The 18128-nt window shown below is 62.5% G+C and carries 12 protein-coding genes; 5 read left to right on the top strand and 7 right to left on the bottom strand.

Going from position 1 to position 18128, the window contains the following annotated elements:
• Nucleotides 1-38 precede the first annotated feature (38 nt).
• Genes V4529_06180 through V4529_06170 form a run of 3 tightly spaced genes read right to left on the bottom strand, consistent with a single transcriptional unit; the run spans nucleotide 39 to nucleotide 2979 of the window.
• Nucleotides 39-437: a RidA family protein gene (locus V4529_06180; GenBank protein MES2357915.1), complete on the bottom strand. Its 399-nt coding sequence runs from the start codon at nucleotides 435-437 to the stop codon at nucleotides 39-41.
• Nucleotides 434-1351, bottom strand: a complete 918-nt coding sequence (locus V4529_06175) for an ABC transporter permease (GenBank protein ID MES2357914.1) — start codon at nucleotides 1349-1351, stop codon at nucleotides 434-436. Before V4529_06175 ends, V4529_06180 begins: the two co-directional genes overlap by 4 nt.
• A complete protein-coding gene (locus V4529_06170) occupies nucleotides 1348-2979 on the bottom strand; it encodes an ABC transporter substrate-binding protein (protein ID MES2357913.1) in 1632 nt (543 codons plus the stop codon). Before V4529_06170 ends, V4529_06175 begins: the two co-directional genes overlap by 4 nt.
• Before the next feature lie 49 nt (nucleotides 2980-3028).
• On the opposite strand from V4529_06170, the gene V4529_06165 reads away from it, so the two are divergent.
• The 5 genes from V4529_06165 (at nucleotide 3029) to V4529_06145 (ending at nucleotide 12504) form a co-directional block, all read left to right on the top strand.
• Nucleotides 3029-5296, top strand: coding sequence for a BamA/TamA family outer membrane protein (locus tag V4529_06165; protein MES2357912.1), 2268 nt, complete (start codon nucleotides 3029-3031; stop codon nucleotides 5294-5296).
• Between the two features lie 3 nt (nucleotides 5297-5299).
• A complete protein-coding gene (locus tag V4529_06160) occupies nucleotides 5300-9496 on the top strand; it encodes a translocation/assembly module TamB domain-containing protein (protein ID MES2357911.1) in 4197 nt (1398 codons plus the stop codon).
• Complete coding sequence (locus V4529_06155) at nucleotides 9496-10425, top strand: diacylglycerol kinase family protein (GenBank protein MES2357910.1); 930 nt, start codon at nucleotides 9496-9498, stop codon at nucleotides 10423-10425. Before V4529_06160 ends, V4529_06155 begins: the two co-directional genes overlap by 1 nt.
• 53 nt (nucleotides 10426-10478) lie before the next feature.
• A complete protein-coding gene (locus V4529_06150) occupies nucleotides 10479-11453 on the top strand; it encodes a sigma 54-interacting transcriptional regulator (protein ID MES2357909.1) in 975 nt (324 codons plus the stop codon).
• A 139-nt stretch (nucleotides 11454-11592) separates the two neighbouring features.
• Nucleotides 11593-12504, top strand: coding sequence for a C40 family peptidase (locus V4529_06145; GenBank protein MES2357908.1), 912 nt, complete (start codon nucleotides 11593-11595; stop codon nucleotides 12502-12504).
• Between the two features lie 27 nt (nucleotides 12505-12531).
• Here V4529_06145 and V4529_06140 read toward each other — a convergent pair whose 3' ends face one another.
• The 4 genes from V4529_06140 to V4529_06125 are packed head-to-tail and all read right to left on the bottom strand — an operon-like array spanning nucleotide 12532 to nucleotide 18124.
• Entirely contained in the window at nucleotides 12532-15072 is a 2541-nt protein-coding gene (locus tag V4529_06140; protein MES2357907.1) for a glycoside hydrolase family 2 protein, read from the bottom strand.
• Nucleotides 15062-16027, bottom strand: coding sequence for a DUF1839 family protein (locus tag V4529_06135; GenBank protein MES2357906.1), 966 nt, complete (start codon nucleotides 16025-16027; stop codon nucleotides 15062-15064). Before V4529_06135 ends, V4529_06140 begins: the two co-directional genes overlap by 11 nt.
• The gene (locus V4529_06130; GenBank protein MES2357905.1) at nucleotides 16024-16962 is read right to left on the bottom strand and encodes an amino acid--[acyl-carrier-protein] ligase; all 939 of its coding nucleotides are present in this window, start codon (nucleotides 16960-16962) and stop codon (nucleotides 16024-16026) included. The genes V4529_06135 and V4529_06130 overlap by 4 nt, the downstream gene beginning before the upstream one ends.
• Nucleotides 16955-18124: an acyl-CoA dehydrogenase family protein gene (locus V4529_06125; GenBank protein MES2357904.1), complete on the bottom strand. Its 1170-nt coding sequence runs from the start codon at nucleotides 18122-18124 to the stop codon at nucleotides 16955-16957. The genes V4529_06130 and V4529_06125 overlap by 8 nt, the downstream gene beginning before the upstream one ends.
• Nucleotides 18125-18128: the final 4 nt, after the last annotated feature.

Below are 18128 nucleotides of genomic sequence, written 5' to 3'. Positions count from 1 at the left end.
TGAGTGGGTCTCGTTTGATCGCGGCAGGACTTGGTGCGCTACGAACCCGCGATCACTGCGTCGGCCTCGATCTCCACGAGCATCGCCGGATCTATCAGGCGGGTCACTTCCACCATCGTTGCCGCAGGTCTGATGTCGCGGAAGAACTCTCCGTGCGCGCGTCCGATCGCTTCCCAATTCGAGATGTCGGTTACGAACATGCGCGTGCGCACGACGTCGGACAGCTTTGCGCCTGCCTGTTTCAGCGCCGCTTCGATCGTGCGTAGTGCTTGCACCGTCTGTGCGTATGCGTCGCGGTCGCCGACGATCTTTCCGTCAGTGCCGACCGCGGTCGTACCGGCAACGAATACGTGATTGCCGGTGCGCACCGCGCGGGAGTAGCCAACCACATCCTCCCACGGTCCGCCGCTGGAGATGTTCTGTCGAAGTTCGGTCATAGGTTCACACGCTTGTCGGCCTTGGCGTACGCGAGGTCGGTGAGGAGGTTTACGAGTACGAAGATCACACTCAGGAACAGCACGCTCCCCTGAATCGCGGGAAGGTCGCGCCGGGAAATAGCGTTGACGACGTAGCGCCCGAGTCCCGGCCAGCTGAAGATCGTCTCTGTGAGTATGCTGCCTGTGAGATAGTACCCGAAGTCGAGGCCGAGTACGGTGATCACCGGAATGAGTGCGTTCCGCAGTCCGTGCTTGAGAACTACCGCCCGCTCGCTCAGGCCCTTCGCTCGTGCGGTGCGCACGAAGTCGCTGTTGAGAACGTCGAGCATCGCCGACCGGGTTACGCGCGCGAGAAATGCGACGGAGCGTGTCCCGAGTGCGAGCGCCGGAAGAATCAGATGCCGAATTCCGCCGTATCCCGACGGCGGAAGCCAGTGCAGTGTCACCGCGAACAGCAGTATCAGGAGCAGTCCAACCCAGTACACGGGGAACGAAATCCCGAGATAGGCTCCGCCAAGTGATATCCGGTCGAACCAGCCACCCGGGTGTTGCGCGCTCAACACACCTATGAGGATTCCGGTTATCGAAGCGAACAGCATCGCGGTGCCGGCGAGCAGCAGCGTCTTCGGGAAGCGCTCGAGTACGTCGCTCAGAATCGGCCTGCGTGTGATGTAGGAAGTGCCGAGGTCGCCGCGGAGAACACCGCCGGCGTAGTGCGTGAACTGCGAGAGAACCGGCTCGTCCAGTCGCAGCTCCTTGCGCAGCCTCGCTATCGTCGCGGAATCGGCGCGCTCGCCCACCATCTCCTGCACCGGGTCGCCCGGGGCGATGTACAGCAGCAGAAAGGTGACGACCAGCACACCGAACAGAGTCGGTATCGCGAGTAGCAGCCGGCGAATGATGTATGACGTCACTTCGGTGCCGTCTTTGGCGGTCGCTCGATGTGCGCCGTGGTCCATCGCTCGCCGGTGAAGATCGACGGCACGGTGAATCCATTGAGCCATGGCTGTACGGCGTACAATTCCGTATAGAAGAACATGAACAGCATCGGTGCCTGTTCGTGCGCCAGCGAATCCGCCTCGCGATACAACGCGAACCTTTTCTGATCGTCCGGTTCTCTGCGCGCTCTGGAAACTACGCTGTCGAACGTAGCGTTGCTGAAGAACGATACGTTGCCGCCAACGCCGCGGTTGTTGCTGTGCAACAGGGGATAGAGAAAATTCTCGGCGTCCGGATAATCGGCGTACCAGTCCTTGAGGGCGATGTCGGTCTTGCCGTTCCGCGCCGCCTCGCGCATCGACGAGGCGTCGCGCTGAACGATCGTTACGCGGATGCCGACCTGCGCGAGGTATGCCTGGATCGTCTGCGCGATGCGCGGGAATTGCTCGCTCTGCGACGTCCACAGCTCTATGTCGATTCCGTTGGGATAACCGGCGTCCTTTAGTAGCGCACGCGCACGCGCAGTGTCGTACGGATACGCAGCGAGTGATGGATTGAAACCATCGAGCGATGGCGGAATCACGCCGGCTGCAAGTGTGCCGCGTCCGCCCATCAGCCGTCTCAGAATCATGCCTCGATCGACCGCGAGATTGATCGCCTGACGCACCCTCACGTCGCGTAACGGCCCGCGGGTCGTATTTATGGCACCGTAGATCAAACGCAGCGACGGGGCCGACTGCAGCAGCGGACGTGTTTCTTCGTTGGATTCCCACGACGGTGATTCCTGCGCCGGAACCTGCAGCACGTCGACGTTGCCGGCCTGGAACTCCGCCTCGGCAGTACTCAATTCCGGAATGATGCGAGCCTCGAGTGAATCCGCGAGCGGGGCACCATCGTGATACTGCATGTTGCGCGCGAAGAGCAGGTAGTCATCGTGGTGCCATGCAACGAACTTCCAGGGCCCGGTGCCGATCGGGTGCTCGCCGAAGTCGGGCGGAGTCACTTTCGGGACAATCGCCGTTGCGGGCATCGCGAGCATCTTGGGAAAGATTGCGAACGGCTCGGTGAGCGTGATCTGTATGGTGCTGTCATCCACCACTTTCAGCCCCGAGATGCTCGGCGCCTTTCCAGCGGCAAACTCCTGCGCGCCGCGGATCGGATACAGTGGCCATCCGCGGCCGCCCTTGGTAGCAGGATCGAGCACCCGTTGCCACGAGTGCCTCACGTCGGAGGCGGAGAAGCTCGTGCCATCGTGAAATCGAACGCCGTTTCGCAGATGGAACGTGTAGGTTATCCCATCGGAAGCCAGCTCCCACGACGTTGCCAGATCCGGGACGACCGCAGCCTTCGGCGTGAAGCGCGTGAGCCCGTCGAACACATAGGACACGGCGCGCCCCGTCGGGACGTCCGTCGAGAGGGCCGGATCGAGAGACCTTGGATCGTAGTTGTCACGGGAGTCGATCAGCGTGCGGCGGTCTGGCACTCCGGGCGCGCTGCACGCTACGGGACCGGACAGGCCGGCCACGCCGGACAGGGCTACAAGGCCGGCGAGGATGGCACGGCGCGACGGGCGAAACCCTCGCGAATGGGCAACTGTTGACATTATAGGGTGCGAGGCGAGAACTTACCGGGCTATCATTAGAGCGTCAATTGTGACCGCGGACATCATCAAGAGGATAATCACCGCGGCCACCGTTCTGGCCGCCTGCTTGGCTCTGCCAACTATCGCCAGGGGACAGGACCTTGGTTGCCACTCGGGCGACACCGAGGTGCGTGGGCTGGACTTCATCGGAAATCACGGTTTCACCGACGCGGAGCTGGCAAACGCCATCGTAACTACGCCCTCCGCGTGGGCTCGGCGCTACCTCGATCTTCCGTTCTCCGCGCGCAGATGTCTGGACGAACAGGAATTCGCAAACGATCGCCTGCGCTTGATCCTCTTCTACCGCCGGCGCGGCTTCCCAGCCGTGACGGTCGATACGGGGCGGATCGCCGCCGGACGCTCCGGCATCCGTGTCGAGTTCAACATCCATGAAGGGCGCGCAACCGTGCTGCGCAGTCTCGTCATCAAGGGCCTCGATTCGTTGCCGAACGCGAGCAGCGTGAAGGCCGGTATCCCCATCGCGCCAGGCCAGCGCTTCGACCGAACGAAAATCGACGCCGCGATCGACCTCATGACGCGACGCCTCCGCAACGCCGGTTATCCCGCCGTCACTGCACACAACAGCTTCGGTACCGCCGACAGTGGGCTCGTCGCATTCGACACCCTTACCATCACCCCGGGAAAGCTCACACGCTTTGGTGGGGTGGCCATAGCGGTCACACCCGCACGCAACAAGAAGCAGCACATCTCCAATCGTACGGTGCGACGCGTGATCGGCATCGACTCCGGCGCGCTCTACCGCGAACAGGCACTGATCGACGCGCAGCGCGCTCTCTATCAGACCGATGCCTACACGCACGTCGCGATTGCTCTGGACAGCGCCGGAGGCTCGCGAGCTGGCCCCGATTCCATTGCACCCCTGAACGTGTCGCTCGCCGAGAACACGATGCACGCCGCGCGGCTCGGCGGCGGCTACGGTACGCTGGACTGCTTCCGCGCCACGGGTGAGCTCGACGACTACAATTTCCTGAACGGTGCGCGCCATCTCACGATTCAGGGGCGCGTCTCCAAGATCGGCATCGGCAGCCCGCTCAACGGCGCGCCAGACCTCTGCCCGCAAGCGAAAGCGGACCCGTACAGCGAGCGCCTCAACTACTATCTCGGTGCCACACTGCGCCAGCCGGTGTTCTTCGGACTTCGCACAGTGCCGACGCTCACTGCTTACACGTCCCGCGTCAGCGAGTACAAGGTGTACGTGCGAACGACATTGATAGGAGGCGTCGCATCGCTGCAATATCAGCGCTGGGCACGCACTCCGGTGACGTTCGGCTACACCATGGATTTCGGCCGAACGGAATCGCAACCCGCGCTGTTCTGTGCCGTGTTCAACCTGTGTACCGCGGAAGAACGTGACCGCGTTCAACGGAACCAGCGGCTCGGAGTGGTGAACGCAGTGGTGGTGCACGACGCGACAAACGATCCAATCGCGCCCAGCTCGGGAACTCTTTCGCGCTTCGAGGTACGACACGCGTCGCCCCTCGTGCTCTCGGACTCCGGATTGCAGTTCAACACATTGCTCGCCGAGACGTCGCGATACATCGCGATCGGCGGCGGCAACGTGCTGGCCATGCACATTCGAGGCGGCCTCGTCTTCGGTCGCAATTTCCAGACGAACGCCGGCTTCATTCCGCCGCAGGAGCGGTTGTATGCCGGTGGTCCAAGCTCCGTGCGCGGATTCGCGCAGAACGAGCTCGGCGCCGTCACCTACATCGCGCCGTCGTACGACACCGTGACTGTGCCTGATATCGGCGGACAGACCAACACCTACTTCCGCTATCTTGGCACAGCCAAGCCCAAACGAGTGGTCCCCGTGGGTGGCAATAGTCTGGTCGTCGCGAATCTCGAGCTGCGCCTTCGCAGCCCCGTGCTGCCCGATGTGCTCCAGTTCGGCGTCTTCGTCGACGCGGGCGATGTGTGGAACCGCGGTGCTGGCTCCACGTTCGGTGGTTATCAGATCAAGGTCACGCCTGGAGTTCAGGTTGCTGCATTGACTCCTGTTGGCCCCGTTCGTGTCGTTGTCGGCTACGATCCGTATCCGCAGCCTGTCGGCCCCCTGTATTACGAGAGCAATGCAGACGCTGGCGCGCTTCCATGTGTGGCTCCGGGCAACACGCTCAGAGTGACGACGGATTACGCTGATCCCGCGCATCCGGTGCCGGTGCAGGCGCCCGGAGTATGTGCGGGCTACAAGCCGCCCACGAACAGGTCCTTTGGACAGCGTCTCACGTTCGGCCTCGCAATTGGCCAGGCGTTCTAGGGCGTGACACTTCGCGGCCGGATCGTTCTTGGCAGCGCGGCTGCGCTGCTCACGCTGTTTTCGCTCGCCGTGCTTGCCGTGCTCGGCATAACGCAGACGGATCGTGGCCGCGAACAGATTCGCCGGCTCGTCGTCTCAGCGCTCAAGCAAAGGATCCACGGATCTCTGTACGTGGGCCATATCAGCGACGGGTTCTTCACGGGAGTCACCATCGACTCCATCGCCATTCGTGATACACAGGACTCGCTTTTCATTGCGACGGGACGCGTGTCGGTGGGTTACGACCTTCGCGACCTGTTGGACCGACGTGTGCTACTCCACAACCTCCGCGTCGAGCATCCGGTTGTGTACATACGCCAGCATGAGAATGGCGACTGGAATTTCCGGCAGGTATTTCGCGAATCGAAACCGGCCAAATTTCAGCCCAAGCAGCCCAGTCCGTTCATAGTCATGGACTCGGCGCAGGTTCGCAACGCGACCTTCATACTCACGCTTCCGTGGCACCCCGCTCCGTGGTTGAAACACGCTGCACTCGATAGTGCCATTCACTTCGAACTGACACGCAAGGACCACGAGATTCGTCGCACCGGCGACGGATACGCTCGAACCTGGCGTTGGACTGCTGGTGATGTCGACCTTCCTGCAGCGCGCATCAGCAATCCGGATACCGCCGGAATGCTGTTCCGCTTTACCGGACTGAAGGTAGCCGAGGCTGATCCGCCGTTTCTGTTCTCCAACACAGCCGGAGTAGTCAGGCAGCTCGGCGATTCCGTATGGCTCGACCTTCCACGCGTCAACCTTCCGGCTTCGACCGGAAGGGCGAAGGGAAAGATCGTATGGGGAAGCGACCTTCCTATCCGATACGACGTTCACGTTCACGCCGATTCGATGTCGCTGAACGACATCGCATGGGTCTATCCCACGCTCCCGCGGACCGGCTCCGGCAGTACGGACCTGGACATTCGTACGCAGCCGAAGCAGCTCCACCTCACCGATTTTGCGCTCAGCAACATGGATGTACGCTCGACGCGCTCCCGGCTGCGTGGGCGAATGACGTTTACGACGGGCGAGGACACGCTGATCGTGAGTGACGTCCAGCTCACGGCATCCCCGGTCAATTTCGACCTGCTCCGAACATTGAACGGCAAGCCGTTCCCGTATGACTGGCAGGGCGACATCACTGGAACGGTGCGTGCGTCGGGTGGAAACCTCGCCCGGTTTCATGTCGAGGATTCCCAGCTCAGGTTCGCGGATGCTCACGTACCCGGCGCAGTCACCGTGGCTAGCGGCAAGGGCGAGCTCAACATCTTCTCGCCGGCGTTCACCGAATTTCACGACTTCGCGGTGAACGTCACGACGCTCGACCTGCGAACCCTGCAGTATCTCAACAAGAACTTTCCCCGTCTGAACGGCACCGTCTCGGGGACTGCCGTGCTCGACTCGAGCTGGCTCGACGTTCGTTTCAGCAACGCGCAGCTCACCCATCAGGACGGAGACGGTCCGCAATCGCACGTGTCAGGCAACGGACGCGTGACCTGGGGTGATCTGTACCTCACATACGATCTCGATCTGCAGGCCCAGCCACTCGCGTTCGAGACGTTGCGCAAGTCCTATGTCAATCTCCCTCTGCGCGAGTCGTTGAGTGGTCCGATTCGCGTGCAGGGTCAAAGTCCGGATCTTCGCTTCACTACCTCTCTCTCCGGCGACGGCGGAACTCTCGCCTTCGACGGCCGCGTGGATGCCGATCCGCCGAACTATGGCGCGCACGGTACCGGAAGCGTGTCGAATGCGAATCTGCGGACTCTGCTTGGGAACGAGTCTCTCCCACACACGTCGTTGAACGGAACGTACGCGATCGACATCACCGGTGATTCGCTGCCTGACTTTACAGGGTCCGCATCCGCGTCGCTGCTCGACTCGCGTGTAGCGAATACCGCACTGCTGCCGTCATCGGCGAAGGTGCGGTTTGGCGACGGGCTCATCACTGTCGATACGCTGATGCTTGCCACCGGCGGCACGGTTGCGAACGCGCGCGGAACCATCGCATCCGCGGCAAATCGCACGGGCTCGCTCAATTTTCAGGTCGACCTTGCATCGCTGAATGACGTTCGGCGGCTGCTGGGCGATGGATCGCTGCCCGCGGCAGGTGATCACAGCAGTGTGTCGTCAGGCGCGGTCACGGTGAAGGGCACGCTGAGCGGTGCGCCATCGGCATTGCAGGCACAGGGTACCGCGGCCGCGCGCGACGTCATCGCTGGTCCCGCTCGCGTGCGCAGCCTCCACGCCAGCTATGCGATGCGCGACCTCGGCGCCAAGCCGAGCGGGGTGGTGGCACTGACGGCTGATACTCTTTCCGCCGGCCCGGTCCCGGTGAGTCAGGCCACCGTCGGCCTGCGAATCAGCAACGGTTCCGACGCGGCGTTCCGCGCCGATTTCGTTGGAACGGGCTCGGCGCGCGCCTCGGCATCGGGCAACGTCTCGCGCGGCGATTCCGGTGCCGTGAACTTCCGCGTCGATTCCGCCCGAGTGGACGTCGACTCCGTCAACTCGTACTCGCTCGGCTCGCCGGTGCATCTGGAGTCCGGCGCGCGCGGCGTGACGGTCGATTCCGTGATTCTGTCACGCACGCAGGGCGGATCGGTCGCGATCCGCAACATCGCCTTCCTTGGTGATTCGATTCACGGATCGTTGCGCACGGACGGTCTCAGTCTCGCGTTGCTCGAGCTCTTCGGTAGCGGTGTCAGCAACATTCGCGGCGCTCTCACTGCGCGCGTCGACGTCAGTGGCACCACCGCTCATCCGCATCTAAACGGCAGCATCGTAGTCGATAGTGGCGCCGCAACGATTGCGCCGATGGGCGTTCGCCTCGATCGCCTCGACGCGAACATCGCGCTGAGCGGCGACACCGTCTTCCTGAAGAAGCTCTCCGCAACCACAGCCCGCGAGCGTCGTGGAACGCTCGATGTCACTGGAAACGTCGCATTGTCGCAGTACGACAATCCCGTCTTCGCGCTCAAGGCGACGGCGCAGAACTTCCGCGCAGTTGATAGGCGCGGGCTCGCCTCGCTCGATGTCAGCACGACCTCGCCAATCTCTCTCACCGGTCCGTACTCCGGTGCCAGGGTAACCGGTGCCGTGCGCGTCGATCGTGGCACCGTGTACATCCCCGAGCTGATCACCAAACGCCTCGTGGATCTCAACGATCCGGAACTGCTTGATGTTGTAGATACCACCGTCGCGAGCAATCGCGCGATTCTACCCACCGCGCCGAGCGAGTTCACGAAGAATCTGCGTCTGGACAACGTGTCCGTCAGCATCGGCGATGACGTCTGGCTGAGATCGGCCGAAGCGAACATCAAGCTGGGCGGCTCGCTCAACGTCACGCTCGGCAGGAGTCCGGTGACCGGCGAACGCTCACAACTTGCGCTGGACGGCCAGCTCAACACCGTGCGCGGCACCTATCGGCTCGACGTCGTCCCATTCGTCCAGCCCACGTTCGACGTGGAGCAGGGGACCTTGCGATTCTTCGGGACGCCGGATCTCGATCCGGCACTCGACATCACCGCGATCAATACTGTGCGCAAGCCGGCGCAGAGCCTCAATGGCCAGGACATTCGGATCCGCGCGACCATCGGAGGAACCCTCTCAGCTCCGTCGCTCGCGCTTTCCAGCGCCGATAACCTGCCGCTCTCACAGTCCGATCTTCTCAGCTACCTCATTACCGGCGAGCCAGCGTTCGCGCTCGATTACACTTCCGCGCAGTACGTCAATCAGCTCGCGAACGTGGCCGTACGCTCCGCAGGCAACATCATCAGCAGCGCGATTCCAAGATCTGTGTTCGACGTCGTCGAGCTTCAGACGCCGGCGCTTCTTGCACCACAGGCCCCTGGCACCGCCGACAACGCGACTTTCTACAGCAATCTGCTCAACACTCGTGCGCTCGTTGGCAAGCAGCTGAACAACAACCTCTTTCTCAACTTCAGCACCGGATTCTGCGCTGAAAACCTGCGTAGCGCTGCGAGCTTCCAGCGCAATCTGGGACTTCGCCTCGAGTACCGGCTGAGTCAGAGCTATACAGCGCAGCTAGGCGTCGAGCCCGGCACGACGGATCTGCTGTGTTCCCGTCCGGGAGCGCTGCAGACATTTCAGCAAACGCCGCCGCAGCTCGGCATCGACTTCCTTCGTTCCTGGCGTTTCTGATGCGATCCGCGCGGAGCAGCGTGGATCGCGCGCGGATTCGCAGCGCACTGTTGATTGCGAACCCCGCTTCACGTAGCGGTGCACGCTCGATCACCTCCGCGATTCGTACGTTCGCAAAGTTGGAGATCGCGTGCGATGTAATCGTGACCGAACGTCGCGGCCATGCAGCCGAGCTCCTGGCAGTGCGGGGCGGCGACTACGACGCGATATTCACGCTTGGCGGCGACGGAACCGCCGTCGAGGTGATCGGCGCGCTATCGCCTGGCGGACCGCCTGTGGGCGTCTTGCCGGGGGGCACCGGAAACCTGCTCGCCCGCGCGCTCGGAATCCCCTTGAGTGTACGGCGCGCGATCAAAGCACTCGTTCGGGGCGACGAGGCCCTGGTGGATCTTGGACGCCTGGGCGACGGCACTCGGTTCGTCATCGGCGCTGGCGTGGGAATAGATGCCTCCATGATCGCCGGAACATCGCCGGCCTGGAAGCGCCGCGCCGGCGTCATGGCCTATGTCGTTGCCGGATCCGCCCACGTACTTCGTCGCCGAAGATTCACTGCCAGGGTAACCGTCGACGGCAGCACCGTGACCCGAGAGGCCGCCGTGGTGCTCGTGGCGAATTTCGGCGTGCTCCTCAACGGCCTCGTAACGTTGGGCGAGGGCATTCGCCGGGATGACGGTAAGCTGGATGTGTGTATCTTCGATCCAGTTACCGTGGTAGATATTGCGAGGATCACCTATAAACTGTTGTTTCGTGACTTCAGGGCCGATCCAGCGATGACCTACATGCAAGGCGAGAGTATCATGGTACAGACAGCCCCCATTCTTCCGGCCCAGGCGGATGGCGAATTGATTGGAAATACGCCTTTTACAGCGGTAGTCGAGCCGCTTGCGGCACGACTTCTGGTACCAGACTGTCAAATAAATCGTCAGTAGAACACACCGGTGGCACAGCCACTTCGCGAACCCTGACCATCTCCGATACTCTCGTGGCCCGCTTTCTTTCCCTCACCTGGCAGCGCGACAACGATGCAGTTCTGCCGTTGATGGGTACGTCGCGCACCATGCAGGATCTGGTGAGACAGGTGGACGCACTGGCACGCAGCGATGCTGCAACCGCGCTGCTGATCGGCGAGCCGGGAACGGGGAAGGGACGGCTGGCCCAGTACATTCATGCGAGGAGCGCGCGCGCGGCCCGGCCGTTCGTCCAGATCAACTGTGCGTCGTCGGATCCGACGACGCTTGGCGCAGAGCTTCTCGGCGATCCGGAGTCGTCGGAGCGGAACCCCGGCCTACTCGACGTGGTGAGCGGCGGCACGGTCCTCATCGAAGAGATCGCCGATCTCGGTCCCGATCTGCAGGAGCGCCTGCTGCACGCGCTGGAGGCGGGCGCCGCCCGGGCGGATAATGGCGAAATGACAACGGCGCGTGTCATCGCTGCTGCGAGCAAGGATCTCGTGAGCGAGGTCAATGCGGGACGTTTCCGCGAGGATCTGTACTATCGGCTCGGTGTTGCACCAGTTCACCTGCCGCCGCTGCGCGCCCGCTCGCGCGACGATCTCACCGAGCTGATCACCGCAACCTTCACGACACTATCGACCGAGCTGGCGGATTCGCCGCGCACGCTCGACGACGATGTGATCGAATGTCTCATCGCGTATCCGTGGCCCGGCAACATACGCGAGCTGCGCAACGCGATCGAGCGCGCCATAATCGTTGCGCGTGGCGAGAGTGTGCTGCGCCGCGTGCATCTTGCGGCCGAACTCCAGGCCGATCAGACCCCTGGGATCGTTCACACACCGCGCACACTCATGGACGTCGAGCGTGCGCACATTCATCGCACGCTTCGTGCGCACAAGCTCAACCGCACCCACGCTGCGCGCGAGCTTGGAATATCGCGCGCGACGCTGATCAAGAAGATCAAGGAATACGGGCTGGTGTACCGCACACCGGGTTCCACATGAGCGAGCTGCGCGAACGCGACGCGATGATCTGCCGCAGCTGCGGTCAGGAAGAGCGCGCATCCGAAGGCTATCCGTGCAAGGACTGCGGCACGTTCATCTGCATCATGTGCGTGTTCAAGGGCGTCGTACGCTGCGAGCGATGCAACGCTATCGCTGCAAGCTCCCCGTCCGCCGCCCCAGCGAGTCATTCGACATCCTCGTTCGCGGCGCCGACACCCCAGGAAATGGACTGGCCGGAGCACTGATGGCGCCACTCTCCAGCAACGCCGGCCGCATGCAGGCGGGCCGCGTCACGGTGAGAGTGCCAATCGCACCGCTGATGTCCGAACCGGCCGTGTCGTCGGGCCAGGTGACGCAATTGCTGCGCGGCCATCAGGCCGACGTGCTGGACGCCGATGGCAACTGGCTCCGTCTTCGGGGTGCCGACGACTACGTGGGCTGGTGTCACAGCGGATACGTCATGCGTGAACCTGCGTTCGACGACGGTCCGCTTCAGGCAGCATGGCGTGCCGAACGTCGCATGTCGATCGGTTGCGTGGTGCGAACTGCCGCGACCACGGAGATCGAGCTTCCGCTGGGCGCATTGCTCGGCGCCGACGAGGTCGTCACGCAGGGCATTGCGATGAACAATCGCGCACGCGCACGCTACTTCGCTCCCGATGCAGATCTGATCATTCAGCGTGCTCGCGAGTTGTTCGCGGGCGCATCGTACCAGTGGGGCGGCGTTACGCCGTGGGGTGCGGACTGCTCGGGCTTCATCCAGACGATGTTCGCGCTGCACGGAACTCAACTTCCACGTGATGCGTGGATGCAGGCCGAGCGCGGTCGCGAAGTCACGGGCGACATCATCGATCTCGAACCCGCCGATCTGCTGTTCTTCTCCGATCGGGGCGATGGACGGCCGACGCACGTCGCCCTGTCGCTGGGCGGCGCCGACTGCGCCCACTGTTCGCTCGCCAATGGCGGCTTTGGTATCAATGCGCTCGACGCGGAGGATAGCGTGGCACTGGGTCTGCGTGAAACTTTCAGATTTGCGCGCCGCGTGCTGTAGGCTGCGCAAAGAGAGCCGACGATCGAATCAGGGCGCGTGAAATCCCAGCGGTGTCGATGCGTTGAGCGCGGTCACATGACCGGAAAGTTTCGCTCCGTCTCCAGAAGTCGTCAGCAGGATGGTTCGCTCGCTACCAGGCGCGATATGGAAGTAATTATCGCTCGGTAGCCAACCGATCGCTTCGATTGCCACTGCGAGCGCCAGCTCGTCAGCGCGTATCGTGAGTGAGTAGCATCCGTCTCCGATACGGTCGGCCGTTACATTCAGGGTCGCTGTCGGCCGCGGTGCACCAACGCCGAGTGGGAAGTGAAACGATTGTGCCAGCAGCATTCCCGTTTCCGGATCGGTGAGCGTTGCAACCACCGCGTCGTGATTCGGGCGGCCGAATCTGTACGCGTAGCTCACATCCGTGAATGACCCGAGCAGCTCGTCAGCACTGATGTTCACCGTCGAGCGTTCCGGTATCCTCACATGTACGGATGTCTCGCCAACGGAGACTGAGCCGCGGAACAGCGACAGCCGAAGCTCCGGCGTGATCGGTGCCGGACCGTCGTTGATCGCGTGGATCGCAATTCCATTCAATCCCTCGTCCGACATCACGACAGTGACGGGACGATAGGCGCGAGCGAGATAGTAGTACGCAGCCTTCGGCGCTCCGTCATGATCGAGCACTCCCCATCCGGCGCCGGGATGGAGATCCCGATACAACCATACGAGTGCACCCGAGCATGGAGATTCCGCTCTCCGCCACTCCGCGACGGTGCGCGTTATCAGTTCTCCGCCAGCAACGCGGCCAAGCGCCAGATATCGTTCGGGATCGGAGTAACGCACAGCGACCGGATCGACGTTGAAGATTTCCCTCACGTAATGATCGCGGACATCCTCGAAATCCCAGCCCGACCCATTGTCACGCGGAACTCCACGCTTCCATTCCGGATGATGACCGGCGCCATTCGCGCCGCACGACATCCGATCGACGAACGATGGCTCCGGAACGTTCGAAAGCGCCAGCGTCTCCGATGCGAACCGCACCTCGCTGGCGCGTATGTCGGAGAACGGCCGGAGATATGGCCCGCATCCGAAATAGTGTCCGTCGCCTGCATTTACGTGAAAGGGAAGTGCGCCACCACTCGGCGACGACGGCCAGTATGGCACCACGCCAGCGTGCTCGGCGACGAGATCGGGCAGCTTCTCCGAGAACAATCTGCTGCGCCAATCCGTCGATGGACGGCCCATCATCGCCGCCTGCTGCTCCACCTCGCTGTTGCCGCACACGAGTACGAGCGACGGGTGACCACCAATGCGCTGGAGCAGCTGGCTGGCTTCGCGTTCGACGCTGGCAGCGAACGCGGCATCGTCGACCGGATAGTCCATGTTGGCGAACATGAAGTCCTGCCACACGGCGATGCCGAGCTCATCACAGAGTTCGTAGAAGGCGTCGTGCTCGTAGACCATGGTCCCGCCGACGCGGATCATGTTCATGCCGGCGTCACGCGCAAGCTCCAGCGTTCGCCGATATTCCGCACTGCTGCAATGCAGGCGCAACGAGTCGGGCGGGCTCCAGCAAGCTCCTCGCCAGAATACGCGCTCGTTGTTGATGTGCAGCCCGAAGTCACCGTCGTCGGTGTCGAGACGGACCGTTCTGAACGCGACGCGTCCCAGTGGAAGATGGATCTCCGAATTGTCCGCGATGACGCGGATCGCCGCGTCGTACAGTGGTTGATCGCCATGCGTGTGCGGCCACCAGATCGCAGCGTCGGTGATGCGGATCGTCGCGTGGGCGACGAAATCGTTGTCGGTCCATCGAACGATGGCTGGTCGCTCGATGGAACCGACTATCACGTTTGCCGCAGTGATGTTCGTGCCCGGTGCCGCGCGTACGCGTACTGCGACCGAAACGACGCCGTCGCCGTTATCCAGTCGCGATGTCACCCGCTTGGACACTATCCGTGTTGCGGATCCGGGCCGCAGGGTGACGCTCTTCCATGGTCCTACGGTTTGCGGTGCCGACGACCAGCCCGGAATTCTGCCGAGCAGCGTGGTGCGGATCCAGCGCAGATTCTGATTGTCGACGAGGCGAGTGCGCCACCTCGGGCGCGCTCGCCGCACTGCGAGCGCAGACGTCAACGAAGCGAAGCGGATGATCAGCTCGTTGTCGTGTTTGAACGCGTTCCCCGCTTCGATGTGATGCGCGACGAACATGTTGTCGCTCGACAGGATATGCGTGCCGTTGAGCCAGACGTCCGCTAGCGAAGCAAGGCCGCCGAAGTCGAGCGAAGCACCGCCCGCAGCGTCGCAGCGAAACTGACACCGATACCACCAGTCGTGGTCGTCGATTGTAAGGGGGGCTGCCCAGTCCCACTTGCCGGCGGCGCGAAGTGCCCCTGCGACAGTGCCGGGCGCGGAAGCCGCAGTCCAGCATTCGTCGGCCACGGGCAACTGATCGGGATGCGTGACGGAGCCTGTATCGGTGCGCGCCATCTGCCACTCGGTGAGCTCGATCCCTGTCAGAGCAGCTGACGTCGATGCTTGCCGCCCGCCTTCGAGCGCGCTCCGTTCAGGCCGCATATCGGGTCACCAGATCCGATATCGCGCGATCCCAGCTTGCTTCCATCTGGTCCAGCAACAGTGTGACGTCAGCTGGTTTCCTGGTCGCCATCATGCGCGCGATCTTGAACTGGATCGCCTTGGCCCCCGACGCGATGCTCGCGAATTCATCAGCAGCCGCCGTCAGCTCGTCGCCGTGCTTCGAAAGCCATGTCAGGAAGGTCGATGCCATCTCCGCGCAAGCGCCAAACTGTCTCAGGGTCGCGAACGCGTACTTGTAGAAGACGGCCATTTCCTCGCCGCCAAGCCACGTCATGTCATCCGCGAAGCGGGCGCGATATTTCGTGACCGGGTTCGTGCAGGGAATCCGTCCAAGGTAGTATCGCGTGAGCTCGCGGGCCATCGCGGCCAGCTCGCCATCGCTGCGGTGCACGAGGCGGTCGAACTTCGCGATCTCTGTGTACGGGGCGAGCGACACCGTATCGTCGCGAAAGATTCCCTCGAGATCGGCACCCGAAAGCTCGAAATAGCCGGCGTTGTGGAAGTAGCCCATGCGCCGCTCGCGGACATCGATTGTCTCAACACCGATCGTGGTCTTGGTGTGCTCGACTCCATACGCCACGCCGGTCGTATCGGGAAGATAAAACGAATCAACTTCCACCAGCGGCACGCGCCCGTTCTTCACCTGTTCAGCCACATGGTCGATCACAGGGCGCCATATCGTCAGCTCCTGGACATCCACGCCATACAGATTGTAAAGGTCGCCGGCGGGTTGCTTGAAGAACGTCCACTGGTCGCCCTCGAAATCCATCGCGAGTGTGAACGCCATGCATGCCACTGGATCGAGCCGCATCGTATGCAGCAGCTCGATCCAGAGATCGACATAGCAATTCGTCTCGAGCCATACTCGCTCGCTACGGTGCAACTCGTGCGGCGTATATGTAGCGGCGTTCAGCCCGAACACCGTCGCACTCACAGACCGAGCGTCGTCCGGACCGCGGTAGGCCAACTCGACGGAGTGAAACCGTGGGCCATGAAGAGAGCCAGCGTGATGCGCTCGAGACCAAAGCCCACGCATGCCGTGTGCGCAACGTCGCCGTCGGCGGTGACAATGTCGAACGCCTTGCCGAAATGGTCCTGATGGTAGTTGCAGGAGACGACCGCGGTCAGCGATTCGGGCGTCGAGATAGGTACGACCATCTCGAACTTGAGGGCCTGTTCCACCTGGCTTGCGGCGAGAATGGCGCCGCCCCGTCCGAAGAACGGATCGTTGGCGACGACTGCCTTCGCATCCAGCCCAACCGATTTCAACATTGCCTTGCTGCGCTCGAGCCACAAATCGCGAAATCGCCGGACGTTATCCGGAGTTCCTATCCGGACGTACTCGTGCATCCTGAACACCTGCATGCGGGCGGGATCGCTCGACGGCTCGTAGCGGAAGCAGTACGACTGCACGTCGAAGAGGCGTCCATTCATGGGGAGCTTGCCCGACGCCAGCGGATAAACGGGGTAGCACGCTGCCGGCGTGAGAATAAGGTCGGTGCTGTGAAAGTGCCCGGTCCACTCCTCTCCGCTCTCCAGCATCCGCAGCATCTGCGCATGGTCGCGCTCGTTACCACGAAAGCCGTGGATGCTGCCCGTGAGATGCGGGAACGACTTGAGATAGCCACTACGCTCGAAGTCCGCCCGGTTGATCACCGGTGGAAACCGCAGCACCTCGGCATTCTGATCGACTCCCGATTCAGTCACGAACCGATCGAAGCCGCCCAGTACGCGCTCGAAGTCACGGCTCTTCCCGTAGACGCCCGGAACGCCGGTGTCGGTTATCACACCGTTGGATAGCAAGGCGTCGAGATATTCGCTTCGCGCTGCGTCGATCGCGGTCTCGCGGTCGGCAACGCTATCAATCATCCTTCGATACCAGAAGCATCGCGGCGTTTGCTCCGTAAATGCGGTCGTTGTTGATCATGAGCGCCGCACCATACGCGTCGCGCAGAAGTCTGCCGAGTGAGAATTTGGAATCGATGCGGTAACCCGACATTCCGCAGATCAGCATCGACTGACTCACGATGTCCACGACAGCAGTGGAGCAACTGAGCTTGAGGTTGTTCATGCGGATGGCGAAGTTCATTCCGGATGCAGCGTCGGCTTCTCCACCAGTAGCCTCATAGTCGCGAACGGAATCGTTCACCAGTGCGCGCATTCCCTGAAGCTTGCTGACGACTTCGGCGAGCCGGACGCTGGCCGCTGGCGTCTTGCCGGGACTCTTGCGCGCCTCGGCCCTGATGTAGGCCCGGGCCCGTCCAACGGCAGCAGTCGCGATTCCCAGCCAGAGCGATGTCCACACGATGTGCGACACCGGCAGCATGGTCTGACTGGAGATGTCGGCGAACGAATCAGCGAGGATGTGGTCCTCGGTAGCGCGGGCCGTGAGCATGAAGCCCGGGCTGCATGTGCCGCGGAAGCCCAGCGTATCCCAGCCGCTCGTGCGTGCGAGAGTGAATTCGTCGCGCTTGAGCAGCACGAGGACCTGATCGCTTGGCGGTGAATCGGGCGTGCGGCGTGCGGTCGCGAGAATCGCATCCGCGTACTCGCCGTAGGAGATGACGGGCGCCTGCTTCTTGATCGAGAACGAACCGCTGTCGCGTTCGATGGCGCAGACGGACGAGCGAGTATCGCCGCCGACACCGATCTCGGAAGTCGCCGAGGCGATCAGCGATTGCGTGTCAGCGAGCTCCGCGAGGTAGCTGGCGAAGAATTCGGATTCCCGCGCATGACGCACGATGCACGCAACCTGTATCTGATGCATCGCGAATATCATCGCTGTCGCCGAGCAGTGTTGGCCCAGTGCAGTGCATATCGCGGAGACGTCCGCGATCGAGCATCCGCCGCCGCCGAATTCCGTTGGAATGAAGATCCCGAGCATGCGCTCTGCACGAAGGGCGTCGAACGACTCCGACGGAAAACGTGCTTCTCTATCTACCGAGTCGGCGGCGGGCGCGGCTATCTCCAGCCCGATACGCTGCGCTTTCTCGAGGGCGCCGAACGAACGGCTCATCACAGTGATAGGCATCGCG

The organism is Gemmatimonadota bacterium (genome assembly GCA_040388625.1).
In the GTDB taxonomy this organism is placed as follows: Bacteria; Gemmatimonadota; Gemmatimonadetes; order Gemmatimonadales; family Gemmatimonadaceae; genus Fen-1247.
This window is presented reverse-complemented; position numbering and strand designations above follow the sequence as displayed.

Excerpts from the sequence above, each read along its gene's own strand:
- V4529_06180 (MES2357915.1), bottom strand. The coding sequence starts at position 437 with ATGACCGAACTTCGACAGAACATCTCCAGCGGCGGACCGTGGGAGGAT.
- V4529_06170 (MES2357913.1), bottom strand. The coding sequence starts at position 2,979 with ATGTCAACAGTTGCCCATTCGCGAGGGTTTCGCCCGTCGCGCCGTGCC.
- V4529_06155 (MES2357910.1), top strand. The coding sequence starts at position 9,496 with ATGCGATCCGCGCGGAGCAGCGTGGATCGCGCGCGGATTCGCAGCGCA.
- V4529_06145 (MES2357908.1), top strand. The coding sequence starts at position 11,593 with ATGCAACGCTATCGCTGCAAGCTCCCCGTCCGCCGCCCCAGCGAGTCA.
- V4529_06140 (MES2357907.1), bottom strand. The coding sequence starts at position 15,072 with ATGCGGCCTGAACGGAGCGCGCTCGAAGGCGGGCGGCAAGCATCGACG.
- V4529_06130 (MES2357905.1), bottom strand. The coding sequence starts at position 16,962 with ATGATTGATAGCGTTGCCGACCGCGAGACCGCGATCGACGCAGCGCGA.
- V4529_06125 (MES2357904.1), bottom strand. The coding sequence starts at position 18,124 with ATGCCTATCACTGTGATGAGCCGTTCGTTCGGCGCCCTCGAGAAAGCG.